Origin of the sequence: Streptomyces mobaraensis NBRC 13819 = DSM 40847, from assembly GCF_017916255.1 — a bacterium.
Lineage (GTDB): Bacteria > Actinomycetota > Actinomycetes > Streptomycetales > Streptomycetaceae > Streptomyces > Streptomyces mobaraensis.
This window is the reverse complement of the sequence record NZ_CP072827.1, coordinates 2,856,026-2,880,957: the sequence shown is the minus strand read 5'-3', so window position 1 is coordinate 2,880,957 and position 24,932 is coordinate 2,856,026. Positions and strand designations below refer to the sequence as shown.

The 24,932-nt window shown below is 75.1% G+C and carries 16 protein-coding genes, 1 other RNA gene and 1 pseudogene; 11 read left to right on the top strand and 7 right to left on the bottom strand.

The features are described 5' to 3' along the window. Window positions 1-213: 213 nt before the first annotated feature. Complete coding sequence (locus tag J7W19_RS12125; RefSeq protein WP_004946926.1) at window positions 214-1,722, top strand: glycosyltransferase family 39 protein; 1,509 nt, start codon at window positions 214-216, stop codon at window positions 1,720-1,722. A 60-nt stretch (window positions 1,723-1,782) separates the two neighbouring features. Here J7W19_RS12125 and J7W19_RS12120 read toward each other — a convergent pair whose 3' ends face one another. From J7W19_RS12120 to J7W19_RS12095, 5 genes and pseudogenes are all read right to left on the bottom strand, one after another. After that, complete coding sequence (locus tag J7W19_RS12120; RefSeq protein WP_004946927.1) at window positions 1,783-2,694, bottom strand: carbohydrate ABC transporter permease; 912 nt, start codon at window positions 2,692-2,694, stop codon at window positions 1,783-1,785. Continuing rightward, the gene (locus J7W19_RS12115; RefSeq protein WP_004946929.1) at window positions 2,691-4,049 is read right to left on the bottom strand and encodes a carbohydrate ABC transporter permease; all 1,359 of its coding nucleotides are present in this window, start codon (window positions 4,047-4,049) and stop codon (window positions 2,691-2,693) included. The genes J7W19_RS12120 and J7W19_RS12115 overlap by 4 nt, the downstream gene beginning before the upstream one ends. Window positions 4,050-4,062: 13 nt before the next feature. Continuing rightward, window positions 4,063-5,460, bottom strand: coding sequence for an ABC transporter substrate-binding protein (locus J7W19_RS12110; protein ID WP_051072635.1), 1,398 nt, complete (start codon window positions 5,458-5,460; stop codon window positions 4,063-4,065). 766 nt (window positions 5,461-6,226) lie between these two features. Beyond that, window positions 6,227-9,568 (bottom strand): FtsK/SpoIIIE domain-containing protein, encoded by a 3,342-nt coding sequence (locus J7W19_RS12105; protein WP_004946935.1) that lies wholly within the window; start codon window positions 9,566-9,568, stop codon window positions 6,227-6,229. 2,253 nt (window positions 9,569-11,821) lie between these two features. Further along, window positions 11,822-12,358, bottom strand: a pseudogene (locus J7W19_RS12095) (FHA domain-containing protein); the annotation flags it as partial. A gap of 706 nt (window positions 12,359-13,064) precedes the next feature. Here J7W19_RS12095 and J7W19_RS12090 point away from each other — a divergent pair. The 4 genes from J7W19_RS12090 (at window position 13,065) to J7W19_RS12075 (ending at window position 18,813) form a co-directional block, all read left to right on the top strand. Continuing rightward, a complete protein-coding gene (locus J7W19_RS12090) occupies window positions 13,065-14,945 on the top strand; it encodes a serine/threonine-protein kinase (RefSeq protein WP_004951904.1) in 1,881 nt (626 codons plus the stop codon). A gap of 210 nt (window positions 14,946-15,155) precedes the next feature. Further along, on the top strand, window positions 15,156-16,523 hold the full coding sequence (locus J7W19_RS12085; RefSeq protein ID WP_004951907.1) for a serine/threonine-protein kinase: 1,368 nt from the start codon (window positions 15,156-15,158) through the stop codon (window positions 16,521-16,523). A gap of 162 nt (window positions 16,524-16,685) precedes the next feature. After that, window positions 16,686-17,792 carry a peptide chain release factor 2 gene (prfB, locus tag J7W19_RS12080; protein ID WP_004951910.1) on the top strand — a complete coding sequence of 369 codons (1,107 nt, stop codon included), beginning with the start codon at window positions 16,686-16,688 and terminating at the stop codon, window positions 17,790-17,792. A 232-nt stretch (window positions 17,793-18,024) separates the two neighbouring features. Next, window positions 18,025-18,813 (top strand): hypothetical protein, encoded by a 789-nt coding sequence (locus J7W19_RS12075; protein WP_004951914.1) that lies wholly within the window; start codon window positions 18,025-18,027, stop codon window positions 18,811-18,813. Window positions 18,814-18,936: 123 nt separating this feature from the next. On the opposite strand, the gene J7W19_RS12070 is transcribed toward J7W19_RS12075, so the two are convergent. Further along, window positions 18,937-19,131 (bottom strand): hypothetical protein, encoded by a 195-nt coding sequence (locus J7W19_RS12070; protein WP_004951917.1) that lies wholly within the window; start codon window positions 19,129-19,131, stop codon window positions 18,937-18,939. Window positions 19,132-19,449: 318 nt separating this feature from the next. Here J7W19_RS12070 and ftsE point away from each other — a divergent pair, with 318 nt between their 5' ends. The 6 genes from ftsE to J7W19_RS12040 all read left to right on the top strand — a co-directional run bounded on the left by ftsE (window position 19,450) and on the right by J7W19_RS12040 (window position 24,736). Further along, window positions 19,450-20,139: a cell division ATP-binding protein FtsE gene (ftsE, locus tag J7W19_RS12065; protein ID WP_004951920.1), complete on the top strand. Its 690-nt coding sequence runs from the start codon at window positions 19,450-19,452 to the stop codon at window positions 20,137-20,139. 19 nt (window positions 20,140-20,158) lie between these two features. Beyond that, complete coding sequence (ftsX, locus tag J7W19_RS12060; RefSeq protein ID WP_004951921.1) at window positions 20,159-21,070, top strand: permease-like cell division protein FtsX; 912 nt, start codon at window positions 20,159-20,161, stop codon at window positions 21,068-21,070. 88 nt (window positions 21,071-21,158) lie between these two features. Further along, window positions 21,159-22,319 carry a S41 family peptidase gene (locus J7W19_RS12055; protein WP_004951924.1) on the top strand — a complete coding sequence of 387 codons (1,161 nt, stop codon included), beginning with the start codon at window positions 21,159-21,161 and terminating at the stop codon, window positions 22,317-22,319. A gap of 18 nt (window positions 22,320-22,337) precedes the next feature. Further along, entirely contained in the window at window positions 22,338-22,847 is a 510-nt protein-coding gene (smpB, locus tag J7W19_RS12050) for an SsrA-binding protein SmpB (protein ID WP_004951926.1), read from the top strand. Window positions 22,848-22,951: 104 nt separating this feature from the next. Continuing rightward, window positions 22,952-23,321: a transfer-messenger RNA gene (ssrA, locus tag J7W19_RS12045) on the top strand. A gap of 134 nt (window positions 23,322-23,455) precedes the next feature. Further along, window positions 23,456-24,736, top strand: a complete 1,281-nt coding sequence (locus tag J7W19_RS12040) for a hypothetical protein (RefSeq protein WP_004951929.1) — start codon at window positions 23,456-23,458, stop codon at window positions 24,734-24,736. A 25-nt stretch (window positions 24,737-24,761) separates the two neighbouring features. Here J7W19_RS12040 and J7W19_RS12035 read toward each other — a convergent pair whose 3' ends face one another. Then, on the bottom strand, window positions 24,762-24,917 hold the full coding sequence (locus J7W19_RS12035; RefSeq protein ID WP_158688823.1) for a hypothetical protein: 156 nt from the start codon (window positions 24,915-24,917) through the stop codon (window positions 24,762-24,764). Between the last annotated feature and the right edge of the window lie 15 nt (window positions 24,918-24,932).

Here is a 24,932-nt window from a genome sequence, read left to right as displayed (position 1 = left end):
CCATTGCGCGCGGTGCCGACCGGGCGGGGAGGTTCCGGGGGTGCGGCCGGTGAGGGTACGGACGTCGGCGGTGGCGTCGGGGCGGGTGGTGCTGGAACGGATGGCGGCGCGGGTGCGGCGGTCGGCCCGGTGCCCCGGGCTCGGGGCGGCGGGGGTGGCGCGCCGCCCGGGCGGGCGCGGGGGCGGCCGGGCAGGGGGGACGGCGCCCGTGGCGTGCGCCGTTCGCGGGCGACGGCGGCGGCCGTCCTGCTGCCGGCCGGAGTGATGCTCGTCCTCGGCCTGTGGGGGCTGGACCGCGGGACCGTGTGGCGTGACGAGGGAGCCACCCTGCAGGTGGCCCGCCGGTCGCTGCCGGAGATCGTCCGGCTGCTCCGCGACGTCGACCTCGTGCACGGCCTCTACTACCTGCTGATGCACGCCGTCGTGGCCGTGCACGACGACGAGGTGACGCTGCGGCTGCCCTCGGTCGCCGCGGCGGCCGGGACGGCGGCGCTCGTCGCCGCGATCGGGTGCCGGCTCGCCCGGCCCCGGGTGGGGCTGTGGGCCGGGCTGGCGTACGCGGTCACTCCGTTCGCCGGGCACTACGCCCAGGAGGGGCGCTCCTACGCGCTGGTCGCGGCGGGGGCGGCGGGAGCCACCTGGCTGTTGGTGCGGGCCGTCGAAGAGGGGTCCGGGCTCCGCTGGGCCGGCTACGGCGCCGTCGTCGCCGTCGCCTCCCTGCTGCACGAGTTCGCGATCCTGCTGCTCGCGGCGCACGGGCTGACCCTGCTCGTCTCCCGGGTGCCGTGGCGGACCTGGCGCGGGTGGCTGTGCGCGGCTCTCGGCGTCTGTGCGGCGGCGGCACCGTTGGCGATGCTGTCCCGGCGGCAGAGCGCGCAGGTCTCCTGGATCCGGACGCCCGGCTACGCGGAGGCGAAGGGGCTTGTGCTCGCCTTCGCGGGCCCCACCGGTCTCGTCGCCGGCGTGACACTGGCGCTGGCCGTGCTCGCCCTGGTGGCGCCGCTGCCGCGGAGCGGCCCGCCCGGGGCCCGGCGGCTCCCGCTGAACGCGGTGGCCCTGCCGCTGGCGCTCGTCCCGCCGGTCCTCCTCTACGCCGCGTCGCAGCGCACGCCCCTGTTCCTGGACCGGTACCTGCTGTTCAGCCTGGCGGGCGTGCCACTGCTGGCCGCGGCGGGGCTGGAGCGGGTGCTGGGGGTACTGCCCGGGCGGCGGGCGGTGGCGGGGGCCGGGGTGCTCCTGGTGACGGCCGGGTTCCTGTGGCAGTTGCCCCAGCAGCAGCGCGAGCGGCTGCCGGGGAGTCGCGGGGACGAACCGGCGGCGGTGGCCCGGGCGCTCGGGCGGCTGGCGCGACCGGGCGACGCGGTGCTGTTCCTGCCGCACCACGAACGGCGGATAGCCCTCTTCTACCCGCAGGAGTTCACCGGCCTGCGGGACCTCACCCTCAAGCGCTCGGCCGCCGCCTCCGGCACCCTCTACGGGGAGGAGGTCGGCGCGGCGGAGTTGCGCGGGCGGCTGGCCGCGCAGCCGGCCGGCCGGCCGGTGTGGGTGGTGTCGGACACGACGACCGTCGGCGGCCGTTGGTTCCGTGCCCAGCGTGCGGAGGTCGCCAAGACGCGGGTGCTGACGGAACTGTGCCGCGAGCGGCCGGAGTCGACGGTGTACGTGCGCGGGGGCGCGGTCTCGGAGTACCACTGCGGCCCGCGTCCGGCACGGGGGCCGTGACCGGCGGGGGAGGGGCGCGGCCGGCGCTCGTCCGTCCGCCCCCTGCCGCCGGGTGTCGCGCTACTTCACCGCGCCCGCCATCACCCCGCTGACGAACTGCCGTTGGAAGGCGAAGAACACCGCCAGCGGCACGATCATGGAGAGGAAGGCGCCCGAGGCGAGGATGTCCACGTTGTCGCCGAACTGCCGTACCTGCTGCTGGAGTGCCACGGTGATCGGGGGGTTGGCGCTGTCCGCGAAGATCAGGCCGACCAGCATGTCGTTCCACACCCAGAGGAACTGGAAGATCCCCAGGGAGGCGATGGCCGGCCCGCCCAGCGGCAGCACCACCCGGAAGAACAGGCGGAACTCGCCCGCGCCGTCCAGCCGGGCCGCCTCCAGGAGCTCGCGGGGGATCTCGGCGAAGAAGTTGCGCAACAGGAAGATGGCGAACGGCAGTCCGAACGCCGTGTGGAAGAGCACCACGCCCGCGGTCGTCTCGAAGATGCCGAGGGTGTTGAAGAGCTTCGCCACCGGGATGAGGGCAACCTGGACGGGCACCACGAGGAGGGCGACGACGGCCATGAACCACCAGTCCCGGCCCGGGAAGTCGAGCCAGGCGAAGGCGTAGCCCGCGAACGCGCCGACGAGGATCACCAGGACCGTCGCCGGCACGGTGATGAAGGTGGTGGTGAGCAGCGAGTGCATCACCTTGTCGTTGTGGAACAGCGTGTCGTAGCTCGACGTCGTCAGCTGCCCCGGGTGGCTGAAGACCTTCCACCACCCGGAGGATGCGATGTCCGACCGGTCGCGGAGCGAGGAGAGGAGCAGGCCGACCGTCGGCATCAGCCAGAACAGCCCGACGGCGACGAGGAAGAACCGGGTGACGCCGCCGCCGAGGCGGGAGGCCAACCTGGCGGGCAGGGACGGCCGGGGCCGCACGGAGGCGACGGAGGGCGCGGGTGCGCCGGTGAGGGGGTCCGCAGTGGTCATCGCCGCCGCTCCTTACGCATGCGCCGGATGTTCACGATCACCACCGGCAGCACCAGCAACAGCAGGAGCACGGCGATGGCGCTGCCCAGGCCCTGGTTGACGGCCGTGCCGAAGGACGACTGGTAGAGCTGGAGCGCCAGCACATTGGCGTCCGGCAGGCTGGAGCCGGGGGCGATGATGTACACGAGGTCGAAGATCTTCAAGACGTTGATCACCAGCGTGATGACGACGACCCCGAGCACGGGCGCCAGCAGCGGCACGGTGACCCGGCGGAAGACCTGCCATTCATTGGCGCCGTCCACCCGCGCGGCCTCCAGGAGTTCGCGGGGCACGCCCGCCAGGCCCGCCGCGATGAGCACCATCGCGAAGCCGGCCCACATCCAGATGTACGCGCCGATGATCGAGGGGGTGACCAGCGTCGGGCCGAGCCATTCGGCGCCGCGGTAGCGTTCGGCGAAGTTGTCCGCGGGGAGCCACAGCCGGGCGCCGTCGGCCTGCGCGGGAAGCGTGAACGTCCCGTCGGCGGCGGTGGTGGCGGAGGCCACCGTCCGGCCGTCCTTCACGGCCCGCACGGTGATGCCCGACAGGGCCTTCTCGCCCGGGTCGATCCGGCCCGGCGTGCCGCCGCCGCCCCGGACGAAGTCCAGCCAGACGGTACCCGTCACCTTCCCCGGCTCGGGCCGGGCGGGCACGGCGTCCCGCGCCCCCTTGGCGTCCTCCGGCTTCACCGCCACCAGCGGCACCGCCGTCGGGCTGCCCTGCCGCAGTACCGACTTGGAGGTGAACGAGCCGTCGGAGGCGGCGGTCAGGTCGCCGTTGGGCCGGGGGCGCGCGCCCGGGTAGGGCGCGGGTTCCGAGAAGGTGTCGTGGATGCCGACCCACACGGCGTTGGCGACGCCGCGGTCCGGGTCCTGCTCGTACACCAGGCGGAAGATGATGCCCGCGGCGAGCATGGAGATCGCCATCGGCATGAAGACGATCATCTTGAACGCCGTTCCCCAGCGCACCCGTTCGGTCAGCACGGCGAAGATCAGACCGAGGACGGTGGCGATGCTGGGGGCGACGACGACCCAGATGACGTTGTTCTTCAGGGCGGTGCGGATCCGGTCGTCGGAGAAGACCTCGTGGTAGTTGTCCAGCCCTACGAAGCCGTCGCCCGAGGCGTCGAAGAGACTGCGGTGGACGGACCAGCCGATCGGGTAGACGACCAGCGCGCCCAGCAGGGCCAGCGCGGGCAGCAGGAACAGGGCGGCCACCCAGGGGCGCGTGCCCAGGACGGTCCGCCGCCCCCGCCGCTCGCGCGCCGGCGGCACGGTGCCGGGGCCCGGTGGGACCCCCGTCGTGACGGAGCTCATGGGACCGGGCCCGTCAGTTCTTGAACGCCTTGGCCGCGTCGGCCTCCAGCCGCTGCTGGATGCCCGCCACGTCCGCCGGGTTCCGCAGGAAGTCCTGGAGGGCCTTCCACTCGCCCTGGCCCGGCTTGCCGCCGAAGGCCGCCGGCGCCTGGTCGGACATGTCGAACCGGAACGCGTCGCCGGAGTCGACCAGCGCCTTGGCGATCTTCCGCTGGGTGTCGTCCGGATAGGCGGCGAGGTCCAGGTTCTTGTTGCCCGAGATGAAGCCGCCCCGGTGGGCCCAGATCTGCGCCGCGTCCGGCGAGGCCAGGAAGGTCAGCAGCGCCTGCGCGGCCTGCCCGTCCTTGAGCGCCACGCCCACGTCGCCGCCGGTGACCACCGGCGCCCGGTCGCCCACCTTCGGGAACGGGAAGACCTTGGCGTCCGTGCCGATCTTCGCCTTGGCGGCGGTGATGTTCGCGGCGGCGAAGTCCCCCTCGTAGACCAGGGCGGCCTTCGCCTTCTCGCCGCCGCTGAACGTCTGGGTGACGGAGGTGGGGAACTGCGTCTGGAGCGCGCCGCTGTTGCCGCCCGCCAGCAACTCCTTCTTGCCGAGCAGCTGCCCCAGCGTGGTGAGGGCGTCCTTGACGGACGGATCCGTCCACTTGATCTTGTGCGCGGCCAACTGGTCGTACTTCTCGGGACCGGCCTGGGAGAGGTAGATGTTCTCGAACCAGTCGGTGAGCGTCCAGCCGTCCGCGCCGCCGACCGAGACCGGGGAGACGCCGTAGTCGGCGATCGCCTGGGCCGTCTTCATCAGCTCCGGCCAGGTCGCCGGCTCCTTGACGCCCGCGGCGTCGAAGATCTTGGTGTTGTACCAGACGAGCGACTTGTTGCTGGCCTTGAAGTAGACGCCGTACGGCTTGCCCTGGTGGGAGCCGAGGTCCACCCAGCCCTTGGCGAAGTTCTTCCGCAATTCCGCCGCGGCCTCGGTGGAGAGCGGTTTCAGCCAGCCCTTCTCCGCGAACTCACGCAGGGCGCCGGGCTGTTGCAGGAGCGCGACGTCCGGCGGATCACCGCCCGCGACCTTCGAACCGATGAAGGCCGACATGTCGTCACCGCTGGGGACGTACGAGACCGAGGCGCCGGTGCGCCTGGCGAACTCGTCCAGGACCTTGGTGAAGTTGGCCTGTTCGGCGCCGGTCCAGACGGCGGTCACCTTGATCTTCTGCCCGTCGAGCTTGGGGAGCCGGACGGTGTTCGGTATGACGTCCGACGAACCGGACGCGGTGGCGTTCGGCTTCTCCTCGTCCTTCTTCCCGCCGTCGTCCCCGTCACCGCCGCAGGCCGCCGCCGACAGGGCCAGGGCGCCCGAGGCCAGTACCGCCAGCGCGCCGCGCGCCACGCGGTTCCTCCACAGCGTTGTACGCATTGCCGTCCCTTCCGTGCCCGGTCGCAGCGGACGGCCGCCCCGTACGTCGTCCCCCGTACGACCGCACTCCCGTGCGACAGTCCTACGCCGCCCCGGAGGTGCCCGCAATAGCGGCTCCGGTGTCAACTCGCCGATCGTGACCGGGATGTGATGTCGTGTGGACGACGGCCGGGAACGGCCGGGGAGGAGCGGGAACGGTGGGGCGGAAGGGTCCGGAAGGGGCTGGAAGGTGCCGTTGGCGCCGGTTCCGCCCGGGGTGTCGGCGGGGCTTCCCGTTCCGGGGGCGGGCCGTGGGGTGGCGGGCGATTCCCGGGCCGGGAACGGGGTGCGCGGCGGCGACGGGCGTTCACCGGGGTGGGTGCCGGTGATCCGGGCGGATCTTTCCGGTGGTGGCGCGTGCCCGCTCTTTCGGCGGTGGCGCCTGCCCGTCCTTCCGGCGTTGAGGCGTGTCCGTCCTCCCGGTGTCGGCGCGTGCCTGCCCTTGCGCCGACGGCGCGTGAACGCCCTTCCGCAGGTGGGGCGTGCCCGTTTTTCCGGCGGTGGCGCGTGCCGGTCTTCCGGTGGTGGGGCGTGTCCGTCCTTCCGGTGGTGGTGCGTGCCTTCCCGTCCGTGCCGTCCGGTCCCGGCACGGCGCCGCGCCGGATCACCGGTGGCCGCAGCGGGGCGCCTCCGCCCGTAGCGGGACCCCTCCGCCCGCAGCGGAACCGCCGGATCGCACCGGAGGCCCGGCCCGAAGCCGAGCCCCCCGGCCCACAGTCGCCCCGGCCTACAGCAGGGACGGCGCCGGGCCGGCGCCCGCCGACTGGGCGGCCCGCTGTAGGGCGCTGGCGAGCAGGGCCAGGTCCGTCGGGCCGTTGCCCAGTTCGCGCACCGGCCGCCGGGTCGGCGGATCGCCCATGCGCTGCCAGTCCAGCGGGACCACGGTCGGGCGGAGCGTCGCCGTACGGGGGATGCGGCCGGTGACCCGGCCCGCCTGGAACGGGGTCGCGGCCTCGTCGTCGGGGCGGCGCAGCCGGCCCCGGCCGGGCGCCGGCCCGCCGTCGCCCTGGGCCCCGGCCTCGGCCGGGGCGATCTCCAGCGCGACGCGCAGCGCGGCCCGTTCGGCGGCCTCCGTGCCCTCGGTGCGGTCCGGGCGGCCGGAGGCGGCGACCAGGTGGATGCCGAGCCGCTCACCGTCCCGGGCGACGGCCTCCAGGGCCCGGACCACCGAACCGGCGGCCGGTCGGCCGGTGCTGCCGAGCGCCGGCGCGACCAGCGCGTCGTAGTCGTCGACCAGCACGACGAGCCGTGGCAGCGCGGTCTCCGCCGTCCGGGCGGCGGTGTCGCCGCTCCGCGCGGGGCGCAGCCGGAGGGTGCCGGTGGGGGGCGAGTCGAGGTCGCCGGAGGACGGCTCGCCGGACCGCCGCGGGCTCACGACCTGGGGCGGCGGCGGGGCGTGCCGCTCGTGCCAGGCGGTGAAGTCGAGCGTGCCCAGCAGCTCGGCGCGGCGTTTCAGCTCCGAGCCGAGGGCCTGCGCGAACTCCCGCATCCGGACCGGGTCGGAGGCGGCCAGGTAGGTCGAGACGTGCGGCAGGTCCGTACAGACGCGCAGGCCCTCGCCGCGTTCGGCCGCCGCGCCGTCCACCAGGACGAGGGACAGCCGGTCCGGCCGGTCGGCCGCGGCGAGCGAGGCGGCCAGCGAGCGCAGCAGCTCCGTCTTGCCGCTGCCCGGGCCGCCCTCGACCAGCAGGTGCGGGCCGTCGGCCGCCAGGTCGACGGCGAGCGGACCGTGCGGGCCCGCGCCGAGGACGGCGACGGCGTGGCCGCCGGGGCGGCTGCCCGGGTCGGTGGCCTCGGCCCAGCGGGCGGTCAGCGAGGCGGGGGTGGCCCGGGCCAGGCCGAGCTCGTCCAGCAGCCGCGCGGTCCTGGGCAGGGCGGCGACGCGCGCCGAACGGCCCGTCGGGTCGGCGTCGGTGACCCGCAGCGGCGCGAGGGCCCGGGCGAACCGCTCCGCCCAGGCGCCGGACACGGCGTCCACCGCGGCCACGACCGAGCCGCCGGGCGGCGGCGTGGAGCCGGACCGGTCGCCCGGCGGCGCGGCCCGCTCGATGACCTGGACCACCGTGGCCACATCGCCGCCGAGCAGCGCCACCGCACCGCAGTGCGGGAACGCGGGGGAGCCGGCGGCGGCGGTCTCCAGCGCGGCCGAGACCGGGGAACTGGCCGTCGTCGCCGGCGCCTCGGCGAGGCAGACCAGATGGATACCCGCGGCGGCGCCGCGGGCGGCCAGCCGGGCGACGGTCTCGCGGAGCGCGGACGTGCCCGGGTCACCGTCCACGATCACCACCGTGTACGGCCCGGGGTGGCGGTTGGCCGCCGCCGCGACGTCCTCCGGGGGCGCGGTCGGCCAGCCGGGGCCGAGCGGACCGTCGTCCAGCCGGCGCACCAGCTCGGCGACGCGCGCCGCGGCCTGCTCCCGGTCGTAGGCGACCAGCAGCCGGCAGTCCTGGCCGTGCGCCGGGCGGAGGTGCGGGAGCCAGCCCAGCCAGGCCCACTCCGCCTGCCGCCGGTCCGCGGGACGGGCCGGGTCGGCGGCGATCAGGACGAACTCCAGCACCGACGGCGAGTGCAGGGCCGCGAGGTGGGCGAGGGCCGAGCGGGCCAGCCCGGCCAGCCGTCCCCGGGGTCCGGCCAGCCCGAGCGAACCCGTCTGCCGCAGGGCGACGGTGACGGGGACGGCGGGCAGCAGGGTGCGCCCGGTGGGCGTGTCCGGGGCGGGGGCGTAGCGGTCGGCCGTGCCCAGGCGGACGGTCAGCAGGTCCGCGTGGTCCGGGCCGCGCTCCCACAGGCGTGGGCCCGGGCCGAGCGCCGTGAGCAGCACGGCGGCCGGGTCCGGCCAGCGCTCGCGCAGGCTCGCGGCGGTCGCGGCGGCGCCGCGGGCATCGGCGCGGCCGGTGGCCGCCGGCGCGGCCGTCCCGGTCGGCGAGGGGAGGGCGGCCTCGTCGGCGCCGCCGTCGGCTTCGGCGGCCTGCGGATGACGGTCGCCGCGGCCGCCGGTGAGACGGCGCGCCCAGGCCGCTATGCCACGGCCGCGGGGTCGCTTCCCGGGCGCGGGTGCGGGGGAGCCGGCGTCAGTGGCGTCGGGGGTCGGCGCCGGTGCGGGGGCGGTGGGGTTTCCGTCCGTGTGACGGGGGCCGGGGAACGGAGTGTGTTCGGCGGCCTCCGGTTGTCCGGCGGGGACGCGGGCGGTGACCCGAGGCGCGGGTGCCGCGAGCGCGTCGGTCCGGTGCTGCATTCTGCCGGGTTCGCCGGGGGTGGGGGCGGCAGTGGCGGGCTCGGACGACGAGGAACGGAGGTGTGCCGCTCCCCGGTGGTCCGTGGTCGGTGAGGCCGGGGCGTGCGCCGGGCCCGCTTCCCTGGCGGTGCTCGGCGCGTGATCGGTGCCCGACGCGTGGCCGGTTGCGGAGGCCGACGTGGTGTGCGGCCGGAGGTGGTCGGAGGCCCAGGAGGGGCGGCCGGCCCCGGACGGTGCGTCCGGAGTGGTGGCGGGCGCGGCGTCCCGGTGCTCTGTGCGGGGCTGTTGGGGGACGTGAGGCGTTGTGTGGCCGGAGTGGCTGGGCAGAGTGGTGGTGCGGGATTCGTCGGCCGTGGGCGCCGTGGCGAAGCGGGCGGTACCGGTGCTCGTCGTGCCCGTGCGCGTACCCGTGTTCTGCCGCATGCCGCTCGCGGGCGTGGCGATCTCCGCTGTTCGGGCGTCCGGCCGGCCGGACGCCGACAGCCCGGCGTCTGACGCGCGTCGCCCGCCTCCGGAGCCCTCCACGACGCCTGACGAGCCGTCGGCCCGGTGTCCAGCCGAGGAGGTGGACGCGGTGCGCCCCGATGCCTCGGTGCCGTTCGCGGGCGTGGCCTGCCCGGGGATGCTCGTGCCCGAGGCGGTGCGGCGGCTGTCGGCCGTCGTGAGGTCGCCGTGGTGCGCGACGGCGCGCCGAGCGGTGCCGAGCGCTTCCGCGTCGCCCGCCGAGGAACCGCTCCCGGAGACGCCGCTCTCAGCCCTGAATCCGCGCGCGTGCGTGCTGCGTTCGGAGGAGTCGGTGGCCGCGGGGACGCGGGGGCCACGGCCGTCGAACACCGCCGAGGACGCTCCGGTGTTCGCCGACTGCCCGTCCGACGGACGGGCGGGACGGGCGCCCTGCGCGCCTCGCGTCCCGGCCGACGCCGGAGCGGTGTGGCGTGAGGAGGGGCTGTTCGACCCGTCGGGGGCTCCTTGGAAGTGGAAGTCCTGAGTCGGCGCACCCGCCGAAGGGCCGTCGTAGCCCGCGGCTCCTCGTCGCGGCGTGGGGGCGTCGGCCCCGTGGCCGTGACCGGCCGGAGCCGGGCCGTCCGTGCGTGAAGTCGCGCCGTCGGTACGGCTGTCGGCCGGTGTTGCGCCTGAGCCGGCACCGGGACGGGGGTCGGCGTCGGTTCCGGCTTCCCTGCCTCGTCCGCCTTCCCGCCGGGACTCGGCTCGCGGGGACGCGCCCGGGCCGGCTGCCTGGGCACGGTCGAGGCCGCGCCTCCCGTCCGGCGCGGACGGTCGGTGCCCATGCCCGGCCGTGTCCGGCGTCCGGCCACCGGTGTCCGTACGCTCCGACGCGTCTTGAGCGGATCCGCTCGTTCGGGGCGCGGACGGTGCCGATGCGCCACCGTGCCCGGTGGGGGTCCCGGGCCCTGCCGAGTGGACCGGGGCCGTCGTCCGTCCGCCGCCGTCGGCGGCCGTGGGCCCGTACGACGGTGCCGACCCGCCGACCGTCGGCCCGCCGGCGTGCGCCGCACGGCCTTCGAAGCCCGCGTGGGGCGCCGCACCGGGTGCCTGGCCGTCCACGCGGGCGGCGTGGTCGGGGCGTGCCGTGTGAGCACCCTGCGCCGACGTCCCTTGCCGCTGCCCGGTCGCCCCGGGCGTCACTCCTGTGCGGCTCGCCTCACGTACCTCGTCCGGTGCGAGCAGGTCCTCGCGGGGGGCGTCCGGTGCGGTCGTCGCGCCGTCGCGGGTACCGCGCCCCCGTCCCTGGGTCGGGTATGCCGCCGTTTCGGCGGTTTCCCTCCGGGAACCTCCGAAGTGCTCGGCAGCGAGGTGCCGTTGGGCGTGCACCGCCACTCCGCGGCCGTGTGTGCCGTGGTCCTCGCCGGGCAGGCGCCCCGCCGCGGTCTGCGGCCGGCCGTCCCCGGTGCCCGCCGCGAGGTTGTGCCCGGCTTCGGCCGCCGTGTCACCGCGCGCGCCGGGCCGCGAGCCGGCGTCCGTGCGGGCGGTGGCGGGCCGCGTGCCGGGCGCCGAGTCGGCGGCACGGGGCCCGTGAGGCGTGCCGGCGGTTACGGACAACTGCGCCGTGCCGGGGCCGTGGTCGCTCTGGGAACCGGTGGTGCGGGGGCGGGGATTCGGCAGGGAATCGGCGAAACCCGCCCCGGCGAACGCCGTTCCACTCGCGGTCCCGGCGGTCCCGGCGGTCCCGGCGGTCCCGGCGGTCCCGGCGGTCCCGGCGGTCCCGGCGGTCCCGGCGGTCCCGGCGGTCCCGGCGGTCCCGGCGGTCCCGGCGGTCCCGGCGGTCCCGGCGGTCCCGGCGGTCCCGGCGGTCCCGGCGGTCCCGGCGGTCCCGGCGGTCCCGGCGGTCCCGGCGGTCCCGGCGGTCCCGGCGGTCCCGGCGGTCCCGGCGGTCCCGGCGGTCCCGGCGGGATGCGGAGCGCGGCCGAGTGTCTCCGTACGTTCCCGCGCGTCTTCAGGCGTGTCCGCTCCCAAGGCGGCGGCGGGTTGCCCGCCGGGCGTGGCCGGTGCGGAGCCGGTGCCGCCGTGCGGCAGGTCGTGTGTTCCAACGCCCGTACCCATCGCGGCGGTACCAGCGGAGCGCGCGGTGCGGCCGGGCGTCGCCGCGTGCTCCTGCGCGTCCCCGCGCGCGTCCGTCCCCGTGTCGGCGGACCGCCCGTCGGGCAGCACCGGCGCGCTCCCCCCGGCCGCCCCGGCAATCGCAGCACTCGCAGCACCCGCGGCGGCACGCGGCGGCGCGTGCGTCACAGCGGCCCCGGCAGCCCTGGTGATCCCGGCAGTCGCGGCTGTCCCGCCCATGCCGGTCGCCGCGTGCCCACCCGGACGGTGGCCCGTGTCCGCGCCCCGGGCCCCGGGAGCATCCGTCCGGGTGACGGCCGTCGGACGGTGTGCTCGGGGCGTCACCCGAAGGTGTCCCTCGCCGTCGGGTGAGGTGGGCAGGAGCAAGGGCGAGCCGGGCTCCCCCGCCGTTCCGCCGGGTGCGGCGGCGGTATGGGCGGAGCGGCCGTCCGTGCCGTCGGGACCGTGCAAGACGAGGGTCGATTCGCCCGCGCGGAGCAGTGCCCCGGGGCGGAACGGCACGGGCCGTTCGTCGACCGGGGTCGCGTCCAGGGTGGTGCCGTTGGTCGAACCGAGGTCGTGGAGGGTCACGCGGCCGTCGTCGCCCAGGGTGACCGCGCAGTGCAGCCGGGAGACGTCCGGGTCGTCCACCGGGATGTCGGCCGCCGAGGAGCGGCCGACGCGGACCTCGCCGCCGTGCAGCAGGTGCACCCCGCCCGCGTCCGGCCCGGAGACCACGTGGAGCCGGGCGGTGGTCTCCGCCAGCAGGGCGAGGGGTGTGGTGGGGTGCCGCTCGGGATCGGCGGGGGCGCCGAGGGAGAGCACCGCGCCGTCGATCAGCGGGGGCTCGCCCAGCGCACAGCGCTGGGCGTCCAGCCGCTCGGCGCCCGCGTAGACGGCGACGGCTCCGGTACCGAGGTCGGAACCGGCCGCGGCCAGAACGGCGGCCAGGCCGCTGGTCACGCCGGCGAGGGCGGTGCCCGCCGGGGCGGTCACCAGAACGTCGCAGGCGTGCGCGGCGTGGCCGCCGAGCGACGGCCCGAGGACGGTCAGCCGGATCTGCATCGGCGTCCACAGTCCCTTCCTGCCCTGGCGCGCCGACAGGGGCAGGACGCTCCCCCACCGGCCGCACGGGCGCTTCGGCACGTACAGGTCACCACGGAGCGCGGGGCCTCGGCTCCGCCCCCACCGCACCGTGCTGCGAGCATCCTCGCACCTGCCACTGACAGCCCGCCCGGCGCAGGCCGATTCGTGATCTTGAAAACCGGTCGGACCGCACGGTGTGATGACGAAAACGTCCGATAGTGATCGAGGGGCGTTCGGTCATCCGGGTGTTTCCTTCCTTTCTTCTTCGCTTTCCTTTGGCTGTCGACGTCTGCCGGCCCCTCTCGGCGTCCGCTCGACGCCTGCCGACCCCCGGCTGCGTCCGCTGACGTCCGCCGATGCCCGCCGGCATCCGCCGACGCGCCGCCGGAACTCCCTCCGCCGCCCGTGGCAACCAACCGTCCCGGCGGTGCGTCTTTCCCTCATGCCCCACCGATTCGCCAGGACGGCGGCGCGTGGGGCCGCACTACAGTGGGCCGGAGGGCCGGCCCCCGGGAGACCGGGAGCCGGAAGGCCGGGCGGAACCGGAGAACCGGCTGACCGGAAAACCGGGAACAACCGGCGATTCCGGGAAGAAACCGGAACGAAGAGGCGGCCCGGCATCCGGTTCGCGGCACGACCGCGGGCCGGCCACCGGGCCGGAGCACACGACCAGGGAGCGCATGACGTGCGGCCGGTAGGCAGCAAATACCTGCTCGAAGAGCCGCTCGGACGCGGAGCGACGGGCACCGTCTGGCGGGCGAGCCAGAGGGAGGCGGCGGGTGCCGAGGCGGCCGTCGCCGGACAGCCCGGCGAGACCGTCGCCATCAAGGTGCTCAAGGAGGAGCTGGCCAACGACGCGGACGTCGTCATGCGCTTCCTGCGCGAGCGTTCCGTGCTGCTGCGGCTCACCCACCCCAACATCGTCCGCACCCGCGACCTCGTCGTGGAAGGCGACCTGCTGGCCCTGGTGATGGACCTGGTCGACGGCCCGGACCTGCACCGCTACCTGCGGGAGAACGGCCCGTTCACCCCGGTGGCCGCGGCCCTGCTGACCGCCCAGATCGCCGACGCCCTGGCGGCCAGCCACGCCGACGGCATCGTCCACCGCGACCTCAAGCCGGCCAACGTCCTCCTGAAGAACGAGGACGGCCGGATGCACCCGATGCTCACGGACTTCGGCATCGCGCGCCTCGCGGACTCGCCCGGCCTGACGCGCACCCACGAGTTCGTCGGCACCCCGGCGTACGTCGCGCCGGAGTCCGCCGAGGGCCGCCCGCAGACCTCCGCCGTCGACATCTACGGCGCAGGCATCCTGCTGTACGAGCTGGTCACCGGCCGTCCGCCGTTCGCCGGAGCGACCGCCCTGGAGGTGCTGCACCAGCATCTGAGCGCCGAGCCGCGCCGCCCCACCACCGTCCCCGAGCCGCTGTGGACGGTCATCGAACGCTGTCTCCGCAAGCGCCCGGAGGAACGGCCGAGCGCCGAGAACCTGGCCCGCGCCCTGCGCGTGGTGGCCGCCGGTGTCGGCGTGCACGCCAGCCCCGCCCAGGCCGAGGCGGCGCTCGGCGTCGCCGCGCTGCTCGCCCCGGACCCGCAGCCGGCCCCGGTGCCCGGTACGGGCCTGGCGGGTCAGCAGGGCGGGCCCGGTGCCGGCTTCGGCGACGCGGACCCCACCCAGGTGCTGCCACCGACCGTCGACCCGTCGGCCGGCCAGGGCCCGGGCGCGTACGACCCGAACGCGGCGACCAGCGTGCTGCCCAGCACCGCGCCGGGCCCGGACGCCGGTCCGACCCAGATCCTGCCCACCGGCTCCGCGCCGGGCCCCGACGGCACCCGGATCATGCCCACCGGCTCCGGTGGGTACGGCGGGGCGGACCCGACGCGCGCCATGCCGCCCGTCGGCCCCGACCAGCAGCAGGCCGACGGCCCGCACCCCTGGCAGACGCAGCTGCGCGCGGCCCGCGACCGCAACGACCAGACGCAGGTCCAGTACCTCGACCCTAGCGAGGACCCGCTGCGCCGGCGCCCCACCCGGCGCCCGGCCCCGCAGCAGCCGTACCAGCAGCCCCACCAGCCGCCGTACCCGCAGCAGGGCTACCCGGACCAGCAGGGTTACGCGAACCCGCCGTACCCCAACCCCCAGCAGCCGCCGTACCCCCAGCAGGCGCAGCAGTACCCGCCGCAGCAGCCGCAACAGCAGCGGCAGGCCGCGCCTCAGCGGCCGGCCCCCCAGCGGCCCGAGCGCCGTCGCCCCGAGCCGCGCCGGCAGCAGCCCGCGCCGGCGCCCGAGCCGCAGCGGTACGCGCCCCCCGAGCCGGAGCCCGCGCCCCGGCGCGAGCCCCGCCCGCCCCGGCAGCGCAGCGCGAACCCCATGCGCATCCCTGGTCTCGGGTGCCTCAAGGGCTGCCTTTTTGTGATCGTCATCCTGGTCATCGGCTCCTGGGCGGTGTGGGAGTTCACCCCGCTGAAGGACTGGGTCGCCGACGGCAAGAACTTCTGGGACGCCGCATCGGACTGGATCTCCAAGGTCAAGGACTGGGTGTCCGAGCTGGGATCGAAGGCATGATCCGGAACGGATGACCCCGGGCGGAACGCGACCGGCGGACGGTCGGCGGACGACCGGCGGACGACCGGGGTCCGGAACGGGTCGCCACCCGTAGGGTGGCTTGTGCCGCGGAATCGGGGTCCGGCACCGGCCGGTGCCCCTAGCATCCCCTCGGCCGCGTAGGTTGTCGGTGACGCGCCTGTCGGATGTCGGAGGAGTCGGGGAACAGTCTTGGCACGGAAGATCGGCAGCCGGTACACCGCCCACCAGGTCCTCGGCCGCGGCAGCGCCGGAACGGTGTGGCTCGGCGAGGGGCCCGAGGGCCCGGTCGCGATCAAGCTCCTGCGCGAGGACCTCGCGTCCGACCAGGAGCTCGTCGGCCGGTTCGTCCAGGAGCGCGCCGCCCTCCTCGGCCTCGACCACCCGCGGGTGGTCGGCGTCCGCGACCTCGTCGTGGACGGCGCCGACCTCGCGCTCGTCATGGACCTGGTCCGGGGCACGGACCTGCGCACCCGCCTCGACCACGAGCGCCGGCTGGCCCCCGAGGCGGCCGTCGCCATCGTCGCGGACGTCGCCGACGCCCTGGCCGCCGCGCACAAGGCCGGGGTCGTCCACCGCGACGTCAAACCGGAGAACGTCCTCCTCGACATGCAGGGCCCGCTGGGCCCCGGCGGCGCCCACCCGGCGCTGCTCACCGACTTCGGCATCGCCCGCCTCGTGGACGCCCCGCGCCCGGCCCGGGAGCGGCAGCCGGGCGCCCCCGCGGGCGGCCGGGGGGCCGTGCAGCGCAGCGTCATCGGCACGCCCGACTACCTCGCCCCCGAGATCATCGAGGGGCTGCCGCCGCGCGCCTCCGTCGACGTGTACGCGCTGGCGACCGTCCTCTACGAGCTGCTCGCCGGCTTCACGCCGTTCGGCGGCGGGCACCCCGGGGCCGTCCTGCGGCGGCACGTCACCGAGACGGTGGCGCCGCTGCCGGGCATCCCCGACGAGCTGTGGCAGCTGATCGTCCAGTGTCTGGCCAAGGCGCCCGCCTCCCGGCTGCGCGCCTCCGAGCTGGCCTCCCGGCTGCGGGAGCTGCTCCCCGGTCTGGCCGGGCTGCCGCCGCTGGACATCGACGAACCGGGCGCCGAAGAAGACGGGGTCCACGCGGAGTACGCCGGGCACGGCGAGGCCGGTGCGGCGTCCGCCGACGGCGCCGGGGCGCCCGGCACGGCGTACGACGGGCAGGGCGCGCCCGCCGGGACGGCGCCCGCGCCGCGTCGCCGTGGTGCGGTCCCCCTCGTGCCCACCCCCGCCTTCGACTCCACCCGGGACACGCATACGAGCATGCGCGTACCGGGTCCCGAAGAGCTCGCGGGCGGCGCCCACGGCACGGCCCGCGCCCCCCGGGCCGCCGGCGAGCCCCGGGCCGGCTCCGCCCGGCACCGCACCCCCGCCGAGGCCCGGCGCCGCCGCCGGATCAAGCTGGGCGCCGCGGCGGCGGCCCTGGCCGCCGCGGCCGGCGTGGGCGGCTGGCTGGCCACCGCCGACCACGACTCCGGCGACGCCAAGCCGGGCGTGCACCGCACGGACACGCCCCAGGGCGAGCTCCCGTAGCGGGCGCCGCCCGCCCCGGAAGGGGCGCGCCGCCCGCCCGAGGAGGGGCGCCCGGTCGTCCGGGGGGGCGCCGGGGCCGCCCCGCGCGCCCCGGTTCCCGGCCGGACACCCCGGTCCCGCAGGGCGTCCCCCACCGCCCCGCGCACCGGTTAGGCTGGTCGCGTGGCAGTCGTTGACGTATCCGAAGAGCTCAAGTCCCTCTCCTCCACCATGGGGTCGATCGAGGCCGTCCTGGACCTCGACAAGATGAGGGCCGACATCGCCGTGCTCGAGGAGCAGGCGGCAGCCCCGTCGCTGTGGGACGACCCGGAGGCGGCGCAGAAGATCACCAGTCAGCTGTCGCACCTCCAGGCCGAGCTGCGCAAGGCCGAGACGCTGCGCGGCCGCATCGACGACCTCGGGGTGCTCTTCGAGCTCGCCGAGGCCGAGGACGACGCCGACGCGCTCGCCGAGGCGGAGGCCGAGCTCGTCTCCGTGCGCAAGGCGCTCGACGAGATGGAGGTCCGCACCCTCCTCTCCGGCGAGTACGACGCCCGTGAGGCGGTCGTCAACATCCGGGCCGAGGCCGGCGGCGTGGACGCCTCCGACTTCGCCGAGCGCCTCCAGCGGATGTACCTGCGCTGGGCCGAGCGCCACGGCTACAAGACCGAGATCTACGAGACCTCGTACGCCGAAGAGGCCGGCATCAAGTCGACCACCTTCGCCGTCCAGGTCCCCTACGCCTACGGCACCCTCTCCGTCGAGCAGGGCACCCACCGCCTGGTGCGCATCTCGCCCTTCGACAACCAGGGCCGCCGCCAGACCTCGTTCGCGGGCGTCGAGGTGCTGCCGGTCGTCGAGACGACCGACCACGTCGAGATCGACGAGTCCGACCTCCGCGTCGACGTCTACCGCTCCTCCGGCCCCGGCGGCCAGGGCGTCAACACCACCGACTCCGCGGTGCGCCTGACGCACATCCCGACCGGCATCGTCGTCTCCTGCCAGAACGAGCGCTCGCAGATCCAGAACAAGGCGACCGCGATGAACGTCCTCCAGGCCAAGCTGCTGGAGCGGCGCCGCCAGGAGGAGCAGGCCAAGATGGACGCCCTCAAGGGCGACAGCGGCGGCTCCTGGGGCAACCAGATGCGGTCGTACGTCCTGCACCCCTACCAGATGGTCAAGGACCTGCGTACCGAGTTCGAGGTGGGCAACCCGCAGGCCGTGCTCGACGGTGACATCGACGGCTTCCTGGAGGCCGGCATCCGCTGGCGCAAGCAGCAGGAAAAGTAAGACAAAACCAGTAGCAAACGCTAAAGGATCCGGGCATAACGCCCGGATCTCGCTTGACGCTGCCCTGGAATCTCGGAAGGCTGGCGAGCGGCATGCGTATCACTGGGGTGCGTGTGGCGGGGGGCGTGGGACCCGGCCGTACGGCCGGAGTCGTCGCGCACGGTTCCCCGGAGCCGCCGCCCCGTGGATAGCTGCTCCATCGACGAGACCAGCTACTGGGGGTAGCAGGCATATGACCAACAAGACGCGGTTGCGCGTGGCGCGCATCACCGCCGGCGCGGTGATCGCGGCAGGTGCGTCGCTGACGGCCGCGGGCGTGGCCTCGGCCGCCGGCGTGGACGTTCCGCTGGACGGCCTGAAGAAGGGCAAGTCCGTGTCGGTGCCCGACGGGCCGGGCGACGGCCAGACCCCGCCGCCGGGCGGTACGGAGACGACGCAGCCTCCGACGAGCATCCCGCAGCCGCCGACGACCGACCCGCAGCCGCCGACCACGGACCCGAAGCCGCCGACGGAGGACCCGCAGCCTCCGACGACGGATCCCAAGCCGCCGACGGAGGACCCGAAGCCCCCGACGACGGATCCCAAGCCGCCGACGGAGGACCCGCAGCCGCCGACCACGGATCCCAAGCCGCCGACGACGGACCCGCAGCCCCCGACGACGGACCCGAAGCCGACCTCGGACACGAGCAAGCCGCCGACCAAGGACCCGAAGCCGACGGGCGACCCGACGAGCGAGCCCACGGATGAGCCGACCCCCGGCTCCACCGGCTCGCCCTCCACGGGCAGTGGCACCGGCGCCACCGACAAGGCGTGCCCGGTGGACACCAGCAGCGGCAACTGCAACACCGGTGCGGACGGCGGGGCCGTCAAGCCGGTTCAGCAGGCCAAGCCCAAGGAGGAGCTGGCGCAGACCGGTGCCGGGCAGACCGAGTTCCTGGTCGCCGGTGCCGCGACGATGATCGCGGGCGGCATCGGCTTCCGGCTGCTGCCCCGGGCGATCAACCGCAACACCGTCGCCTGACCACCGCATCGTCCGACCGCCGCGCCGAAACGTTCCGGCGCGGCCCGGCGGAGGCGTCGACGCGACGAGGCCCGGGGTGCACCGCACCCCGGGCCTCGTCGTCGAAGTCTCGTAACCGCCCGCTCACGCCGTGAAACTGCGCGCGACGACCGCCACCGCCACCAGGGCCACCAGCAGCGCCACCAGCGCGGCCGGGGTCAGGCCGGCGAAGAGGCCCTCCTGGTGCTGCAGCCGCTCCCGGCTCGCCCGGCAGACCGGGCACCGTCCCTCGCTGACCGGGGATGCACAGTTGGCGCACACCAGTCGGTCGCATGTCATGCGAATTCCTCCTCCGGTACGTCCAACGCGAGAGAGAGCCGTGCGGTTCCCCCTACCACTGTGCCAGCTTTCCCGCCCTTCGGCGCGACCGGTGTCCCGGAGCCGCCCCGAACGGTACCTCCGCACGTCCCGCTGACGCCCGGGCGAGACGATTGTCCCGTTTTCTTCCCCGCTCCCGGGGCCGGCCGGCGGCCACGGGCCTCCCGACACAGGACGCCGACTGCGCGTACACGGGTCGTTCGCGTATGGTCACGCTCACCGACGGGCGCCACGGCCGTGGCGTTCCGTGCCGCTCTCCAGGTCGCACGTGGTGCACTCGTGATTCGATTCGACAACGTCTCCAAGTCCTACCCGAAGCAGAGCCGCCCGGCGCTCCGGGACGTCTCGCTCGAGATCGAGAAGGGCGAGTTCGTCTTCCTGGTCGGTTCCTCGGGTTCCGGCAAGTCCACCTTCCTCAGGCTGCTGCTGCGCGAGGAGCGGGCCAGCCACGGCCGGGTGCACGTCCTGGGCAAGGACCTCGCCCGGCTCTCCAACTGGAAAGTTCCGCACATGCGCCGCCAGTTGGGCACGGTGTTCCAGGACTTCCGGCTGCTGCCCAACAAGACGGTCGCCCAGAACGTGGCCTTCGCCCTGGAGGTCATCGGCAAGCCGCGCGGCGAGATCCGCAAGGCCGTCCCGCAGGTGCTGGAGCTGGTCGGGCTCGGCGGCAAGGAGGGCCGGATGCCCGGTGAGCTCTCCGGCGGCGAGCAGCAGCGGGTGGCCATCGCCCGGGCGTTCGTCAACCGGCCGATGCTGCTGATCGCCGACGAGCCGACCGGCAACCTCGACCCGCAGACCTCGGTCGGCATCATGAAGCTGCTCGACCGGATCAACCGGACCGGCACCACCGTCATCATGGCCACCCACGACCAGCAGATCGTGGACCAGATGCGCAAGCGGGTCATCGAGCTCGACCAGGGCCGTCTCGTGCGCGACCAGTCGCGCGGCGTCTACGGCTACCAGCACTGAAAGGCAGTGAAAGGACGCCATGCGCGCCCAGTTCGTTCTGTCGGAGATCGGCGTCGGTCTCCGCCGCAATCTCACGATGACCTTCGCGGTGATCGTGTCGGTCGCCCTCTCGCTCGCCCTGTTCGGCGGTTCGCTGCTGATGAACGAGCAGGTCAACTCGATGAAGGGCTACTGGTACGACAAGGCCAACGTCTCGATCTACCTCTGCAACAAGACGGACAAGGCGAACTTCCCGTCCTGTGCCAAGGGCGCGGTCACGGATGAGCAGAAGAGGCAGATCAAGGCCGATCTGGAGAAGATGCCGATCGTCCAGAGCATCCAGTTCGAGACGACGGACGAGGCGTACAAGCACTACAAGGAGCAGTTCGGCAACCAGCCGCTGGCCACTGTGGTGACCGCCGACCAGATGCAGGAGTCCTTCCGCGTCAAGCTCAAGGACCCCACCAAGTACGAGGTCATCTCCAGCGCCTTCCAGAAGCGCCCGGGCGTGCAGACGGTCGAGGACCAGAAGGACACCCTCAAGAGCCTGTTCAACCTCCTGAGGTACATGAACTGGGGCGCGCTGGGCGTCATGTTCCTGATGCTCGTCGTGGCGCTGCTGCTGATCGTCAACACGGTCCGGGTCTCCGCGTTCAGCCGCCGCCGGGAGACCGGGATCATGCGGCTCGTCGGGGCGTCCAGCTTCTACATCCAGGTGCCGTTCATCGCGGAGGCGGCCGTCGCCGGGCTGCTGGGCGGCGGGCTCGCCTGCGTGCTGCTCGTCTGCGGCCAGCAGTTCCTGGTGAACGACCTGCTCGCGACGCACATCGACGTCATCCAGTTCATCGGCTGGAGCGCGGTGCTGACCAAGCTGCCGCTCATCCTGGCGACCGGCCTGCTGATGCCGGCGCTGGCCGCGTTCGCGGCGCTGTGGAAGTACCTGAAGGTGTAGCGCGCCAGGCGGGGGCGCCGGGCTCCGTGCGGCCCGGGAGGCGGTCAACTCCCCGTACGGCGCCCGGCGGTGTCCTAGACTCTCGCGCATGCCCGGCCCGACGATGTTCGTACCGCACCGCCGTCACCGGCGTGGCGCGGTCCTGACGCTGGTCTTCGCCGGGGCGCTGGCGACCGGGGCGGCCACCGGCTCCTGGGGCGCGGACGCCCGTGGCGGGCCGCTGCCCGCGACGGCCCGCGCCCCGCGTCCGTCCGCCTCGGCACCGCACGCGAAGGGCGGTCGGCCGACCGTCCGCGCCCCCCGCAGCCCCGGGAACACCGGGCGCTCCGCGGACCGCTGGGGCGGGGTCTACAGCGCCACCGAGTACGAGGGCTTCCAGCGCGCCCTGCACGGCGAGTACGTCGGCGTCGGGCTCTCCGTGCGCCGGGCCGCCGACGGGCGGATGGAGGTCGACGGCGTCGAGCGCGGCGGGCCCGCCGCCCGGGCCGGGATCGCCCCGGGGGACCGGCTGCGGTCGGTGGACGGTACGGAGGTGACCGGGCGGCCGGTCACCGAGGTCGTCGCGCGGCTGCGCGGCGGCCCGTCGGGCAGCGGTACGCCCGTCACCCTCGGCCTCGCGCGGGACGGCGGCCGGGAGTGGGAGAGCACCCTGCGCCGCGCGCGGCTGCGCACCCGCAGCGTCGTCGCCGAGCGCTTCCGGGACGGGCCCGCCGCGGGCACCCGGATCAAGGTGGAGTCGTTCACCCACGGCACCGGGAAGCAGGTCCGGGCCGCGGTGCGCGGCGCCGGGCCCCGCGAGGGCGTCCTGCTCGATCTGCGCGGCAACTCGGGCGGGCTGGTCACCGAGGCCGTCACCAGCGCCTCCGCCTTCCTCGACGGCGGGCTCGTCGCCACGTACGACGTCCACGGCCGGCAGCGGGTCCTGGAGGCGCGTCCGGGCGGCGACACGAGACGCCCGCTCGTCGTCCTGGTCGACGGCGGCACGATGAGCGCGGGCGAGCTGCTGGCCGGCGCCCTCCAGGACCGGGGGCGGGCCGTCGTCGTCGGCTCCCGGACGTTCGGCAAGGGCACGGTCCAGATGCCCCGGCCGCTGCCCGACGGCTCGGTCGCCGAGCAGACCGTCGGCCACTGGCGCACCCCTTCCGGACAGGCCGTCGAGGGCCGCGGGATCACCCCGGACCTGGTCGTCCACGGGGACGCGGAGCCCCGGGCCCGCGCGGTATTGGGTGGCCTCGGCCCGGGGGCCTAGTGCGAGAATGACCGCACTATGGGAAAGCAGCAGAAGCAGCCCAAGGAACCCGGGCGCAAGCTCGTCGCGCAGAACAAGAAGGCGCGGCACGACTACCACATCATCACCACGTACGAGTGCGGCATGGTGCTGACCGGCACCGAGGTCAAGTCGCTGCGGCAGGGCCGGTCCTCGCTGGTGGACGGCTTCGTGCAGATCGACGGCGGCGAGGCGTGGCTGCACAACGTGCACATCCCCGAGTACGCCCAGGGCACGTGGACGAACCACAGCGCGCGCCGCAAGCGCAAGCTGCTGCTGCACCGCGCGGAGATCGACAAGCTGTCCTCGAAGGCCGACGAGACCGGTCACACGATCGTGCCCCTGTCGCTGTACTTCAAGGCGGGCCGCGCCAAGGTCGAGATCGCGCTGGCCAAGGGCAAGAAGGAGTACGACAAGCGGCAGACGCTGCGCGAGAAGACGGACCGCCGCGAGGCGGACCGCGCCATCGCCGCCGCCCGCCGGCGTCAGCGCGCGCAGGCGGCCAGGTAGCTCCCCCGGGGGACGCCCGGGAATACGCTGGCACCGCTCCGCGTTGGTCACGTACGATGGGAAGCGCACGCCCCACCGTGGGTTGCACGTTGAAAAAACAACATGGGGATGATCGGTTTCGACAGCGGATGTCGAAGCAGGGGAAGCGAGCCGAGGAAGCGGCAATGATCTCGTAAACCATATGTCGCAACCAATAATCGCCAACACCAAGCGCGATTCCTTCGCCCTCGCTGCCTAAGTAGCGACTCGCGAAGTGTCAGCCCGGGGATGTTCCCGACCCGGATCCTGGCATCAGCTAGGGAACTAAACCACTAGGCCCGGCCACGGGGCCTGGTGGGAAACCAAACAGTGGCTGAGCCCGTCGGAGACTTGTCCGCGTGATCTCCGGGGCCGAGAAAATCGCAGCGGACTGCGCTCGGAGAAGCCCTGATTCCGCACCGTTGGACGCGGGTTCGATTCCCGCCATCTCCACAGATCACCCATGTGAGGCAGAGGCCCCACCGCCCCGGCGGTGGGGCCTTTGTCGTACCCGAGTGGTTCCATGGCAGGGAGCAGCGCAACCGGAGGGCCCCGGAGGCCCTCTTCCACAGACAAAGGGGGGTGGCGCCATGAAGAGGATCGTCCGAGCGGCCGCCACGGTCGCGGCCGGAGCGGGTGCGGTGCTGCTGGTGGGGGGCGCCGGGGCGGCGGCCGCCGAGGGGCCCGGCCGCGGCACCGTCCACGTGCTCGTCAACGGGGCGTTCGAGAACCGGCCGGGGGAGCTGGTCGACATCGACGTGCAGGGCGTCCGGTCGGGCGCCGCCGTGACCGCCCACTCGCCGGCCTTCCGCGGACCGGTGCGCCTCGCGCCCTACGGCGGCCGGACGCCGGAGGCCGGGCAGGGGCACCACGCGCGGCCCGCCGTCGCGCCGTCCGCCCGCCCCGGGGCGTACCCCCTGACCGTCCGGGTCGGCGGCCGTACGGTGGCCGAGGACCTGGTGCGGGTGCGGGCCCCGAGGCCGCCGCTGTTCCAGGTGGCGGACGGGGGCGGGGCGCTGCGGCCGGGGGAGCGGGTCGGCCTCTGGTACGACGATCTCTACCCGGGGGAGCGCGGCACCTCCTTCACGGTCCGTTCGCCGGTCTTCCCGGCGCCCGTGCGGCTGGTCCACGACCCCAGGGGCAGCCACTGGAACAATCCGCGGATGTTCGGCGCCTCGGTGACGCTGCCGTCCGGCGCCAAGGACGGCACCTACAAGCTGACGCTCACCGGCCCGGGCGGCCGGGCGCTCCGCGAGGCGCGGCTCGTGGTGCGCGCCGCCCGCCCGGGCGACGGCGACTACGTGGGCCGGGCGCGCGGCCCCGCCTTCTTCACCGTCCCCGGGACGCCCGAGCGGGCCCGCACGGACGGGCAGCGGGTGGGCGCCGGCGGCACCGTCAACGTCCTGTGGCGCGACGCGTCGCCCGACCCCGGCGAGGACGGCCGGCTGACGGCGACGTCCCCCGCCTTCGAGACGCCGGTCCCGCTCCGGCGCGACGACAGCAAGGCGGGCGACGGCGACGACCCGCGCTACGTCGGCCCGGCGCGCATCCGCCGGGCGCTGGGCCCGGGCGCGTACCCGGTGACGGTGGTCAGCCACCACGGGCGGGTGCGGAAGACGGGGCGGCTGCTGGTCACCGGCGCTTCGACCGGTACCGCTCCGGGGAACGCCGCCGCCGGGCGGCCGGGCGGTGGCGTGCGGGCCGCCGCGAGCGCGGCGGACGACCGGGGCGTACGGGCCGCGGAGGCCGGTGGATCCGGCGCGTCCGGCGTCCCGGTGGCCGTGCTGGCGGGGGCCGGCGGGGGCGTGGCCGGTGCCGCGGCGCTGGGCGCCGTACTGGTCCGGCGGCGCCGGGCGCGGGCGATCGGTTAGCGGGGGCCGGCCGGGGCGGACGTCCTCAGGTCGCCGGGCGGATCTCCTTCCGTCGGCCGGAGCGGACTTCCGCCCGTCGGCGCGCGGCGGGCGGAGCCGGCGGGGCGGCGGAGTCCGGTCGCGGGGCGGGGGCGTCGTGGTGGCGGGGCGGGACGAGGAGGAAGGGGAGGTGGGCGGTCATGTGACCAGCGTCGCG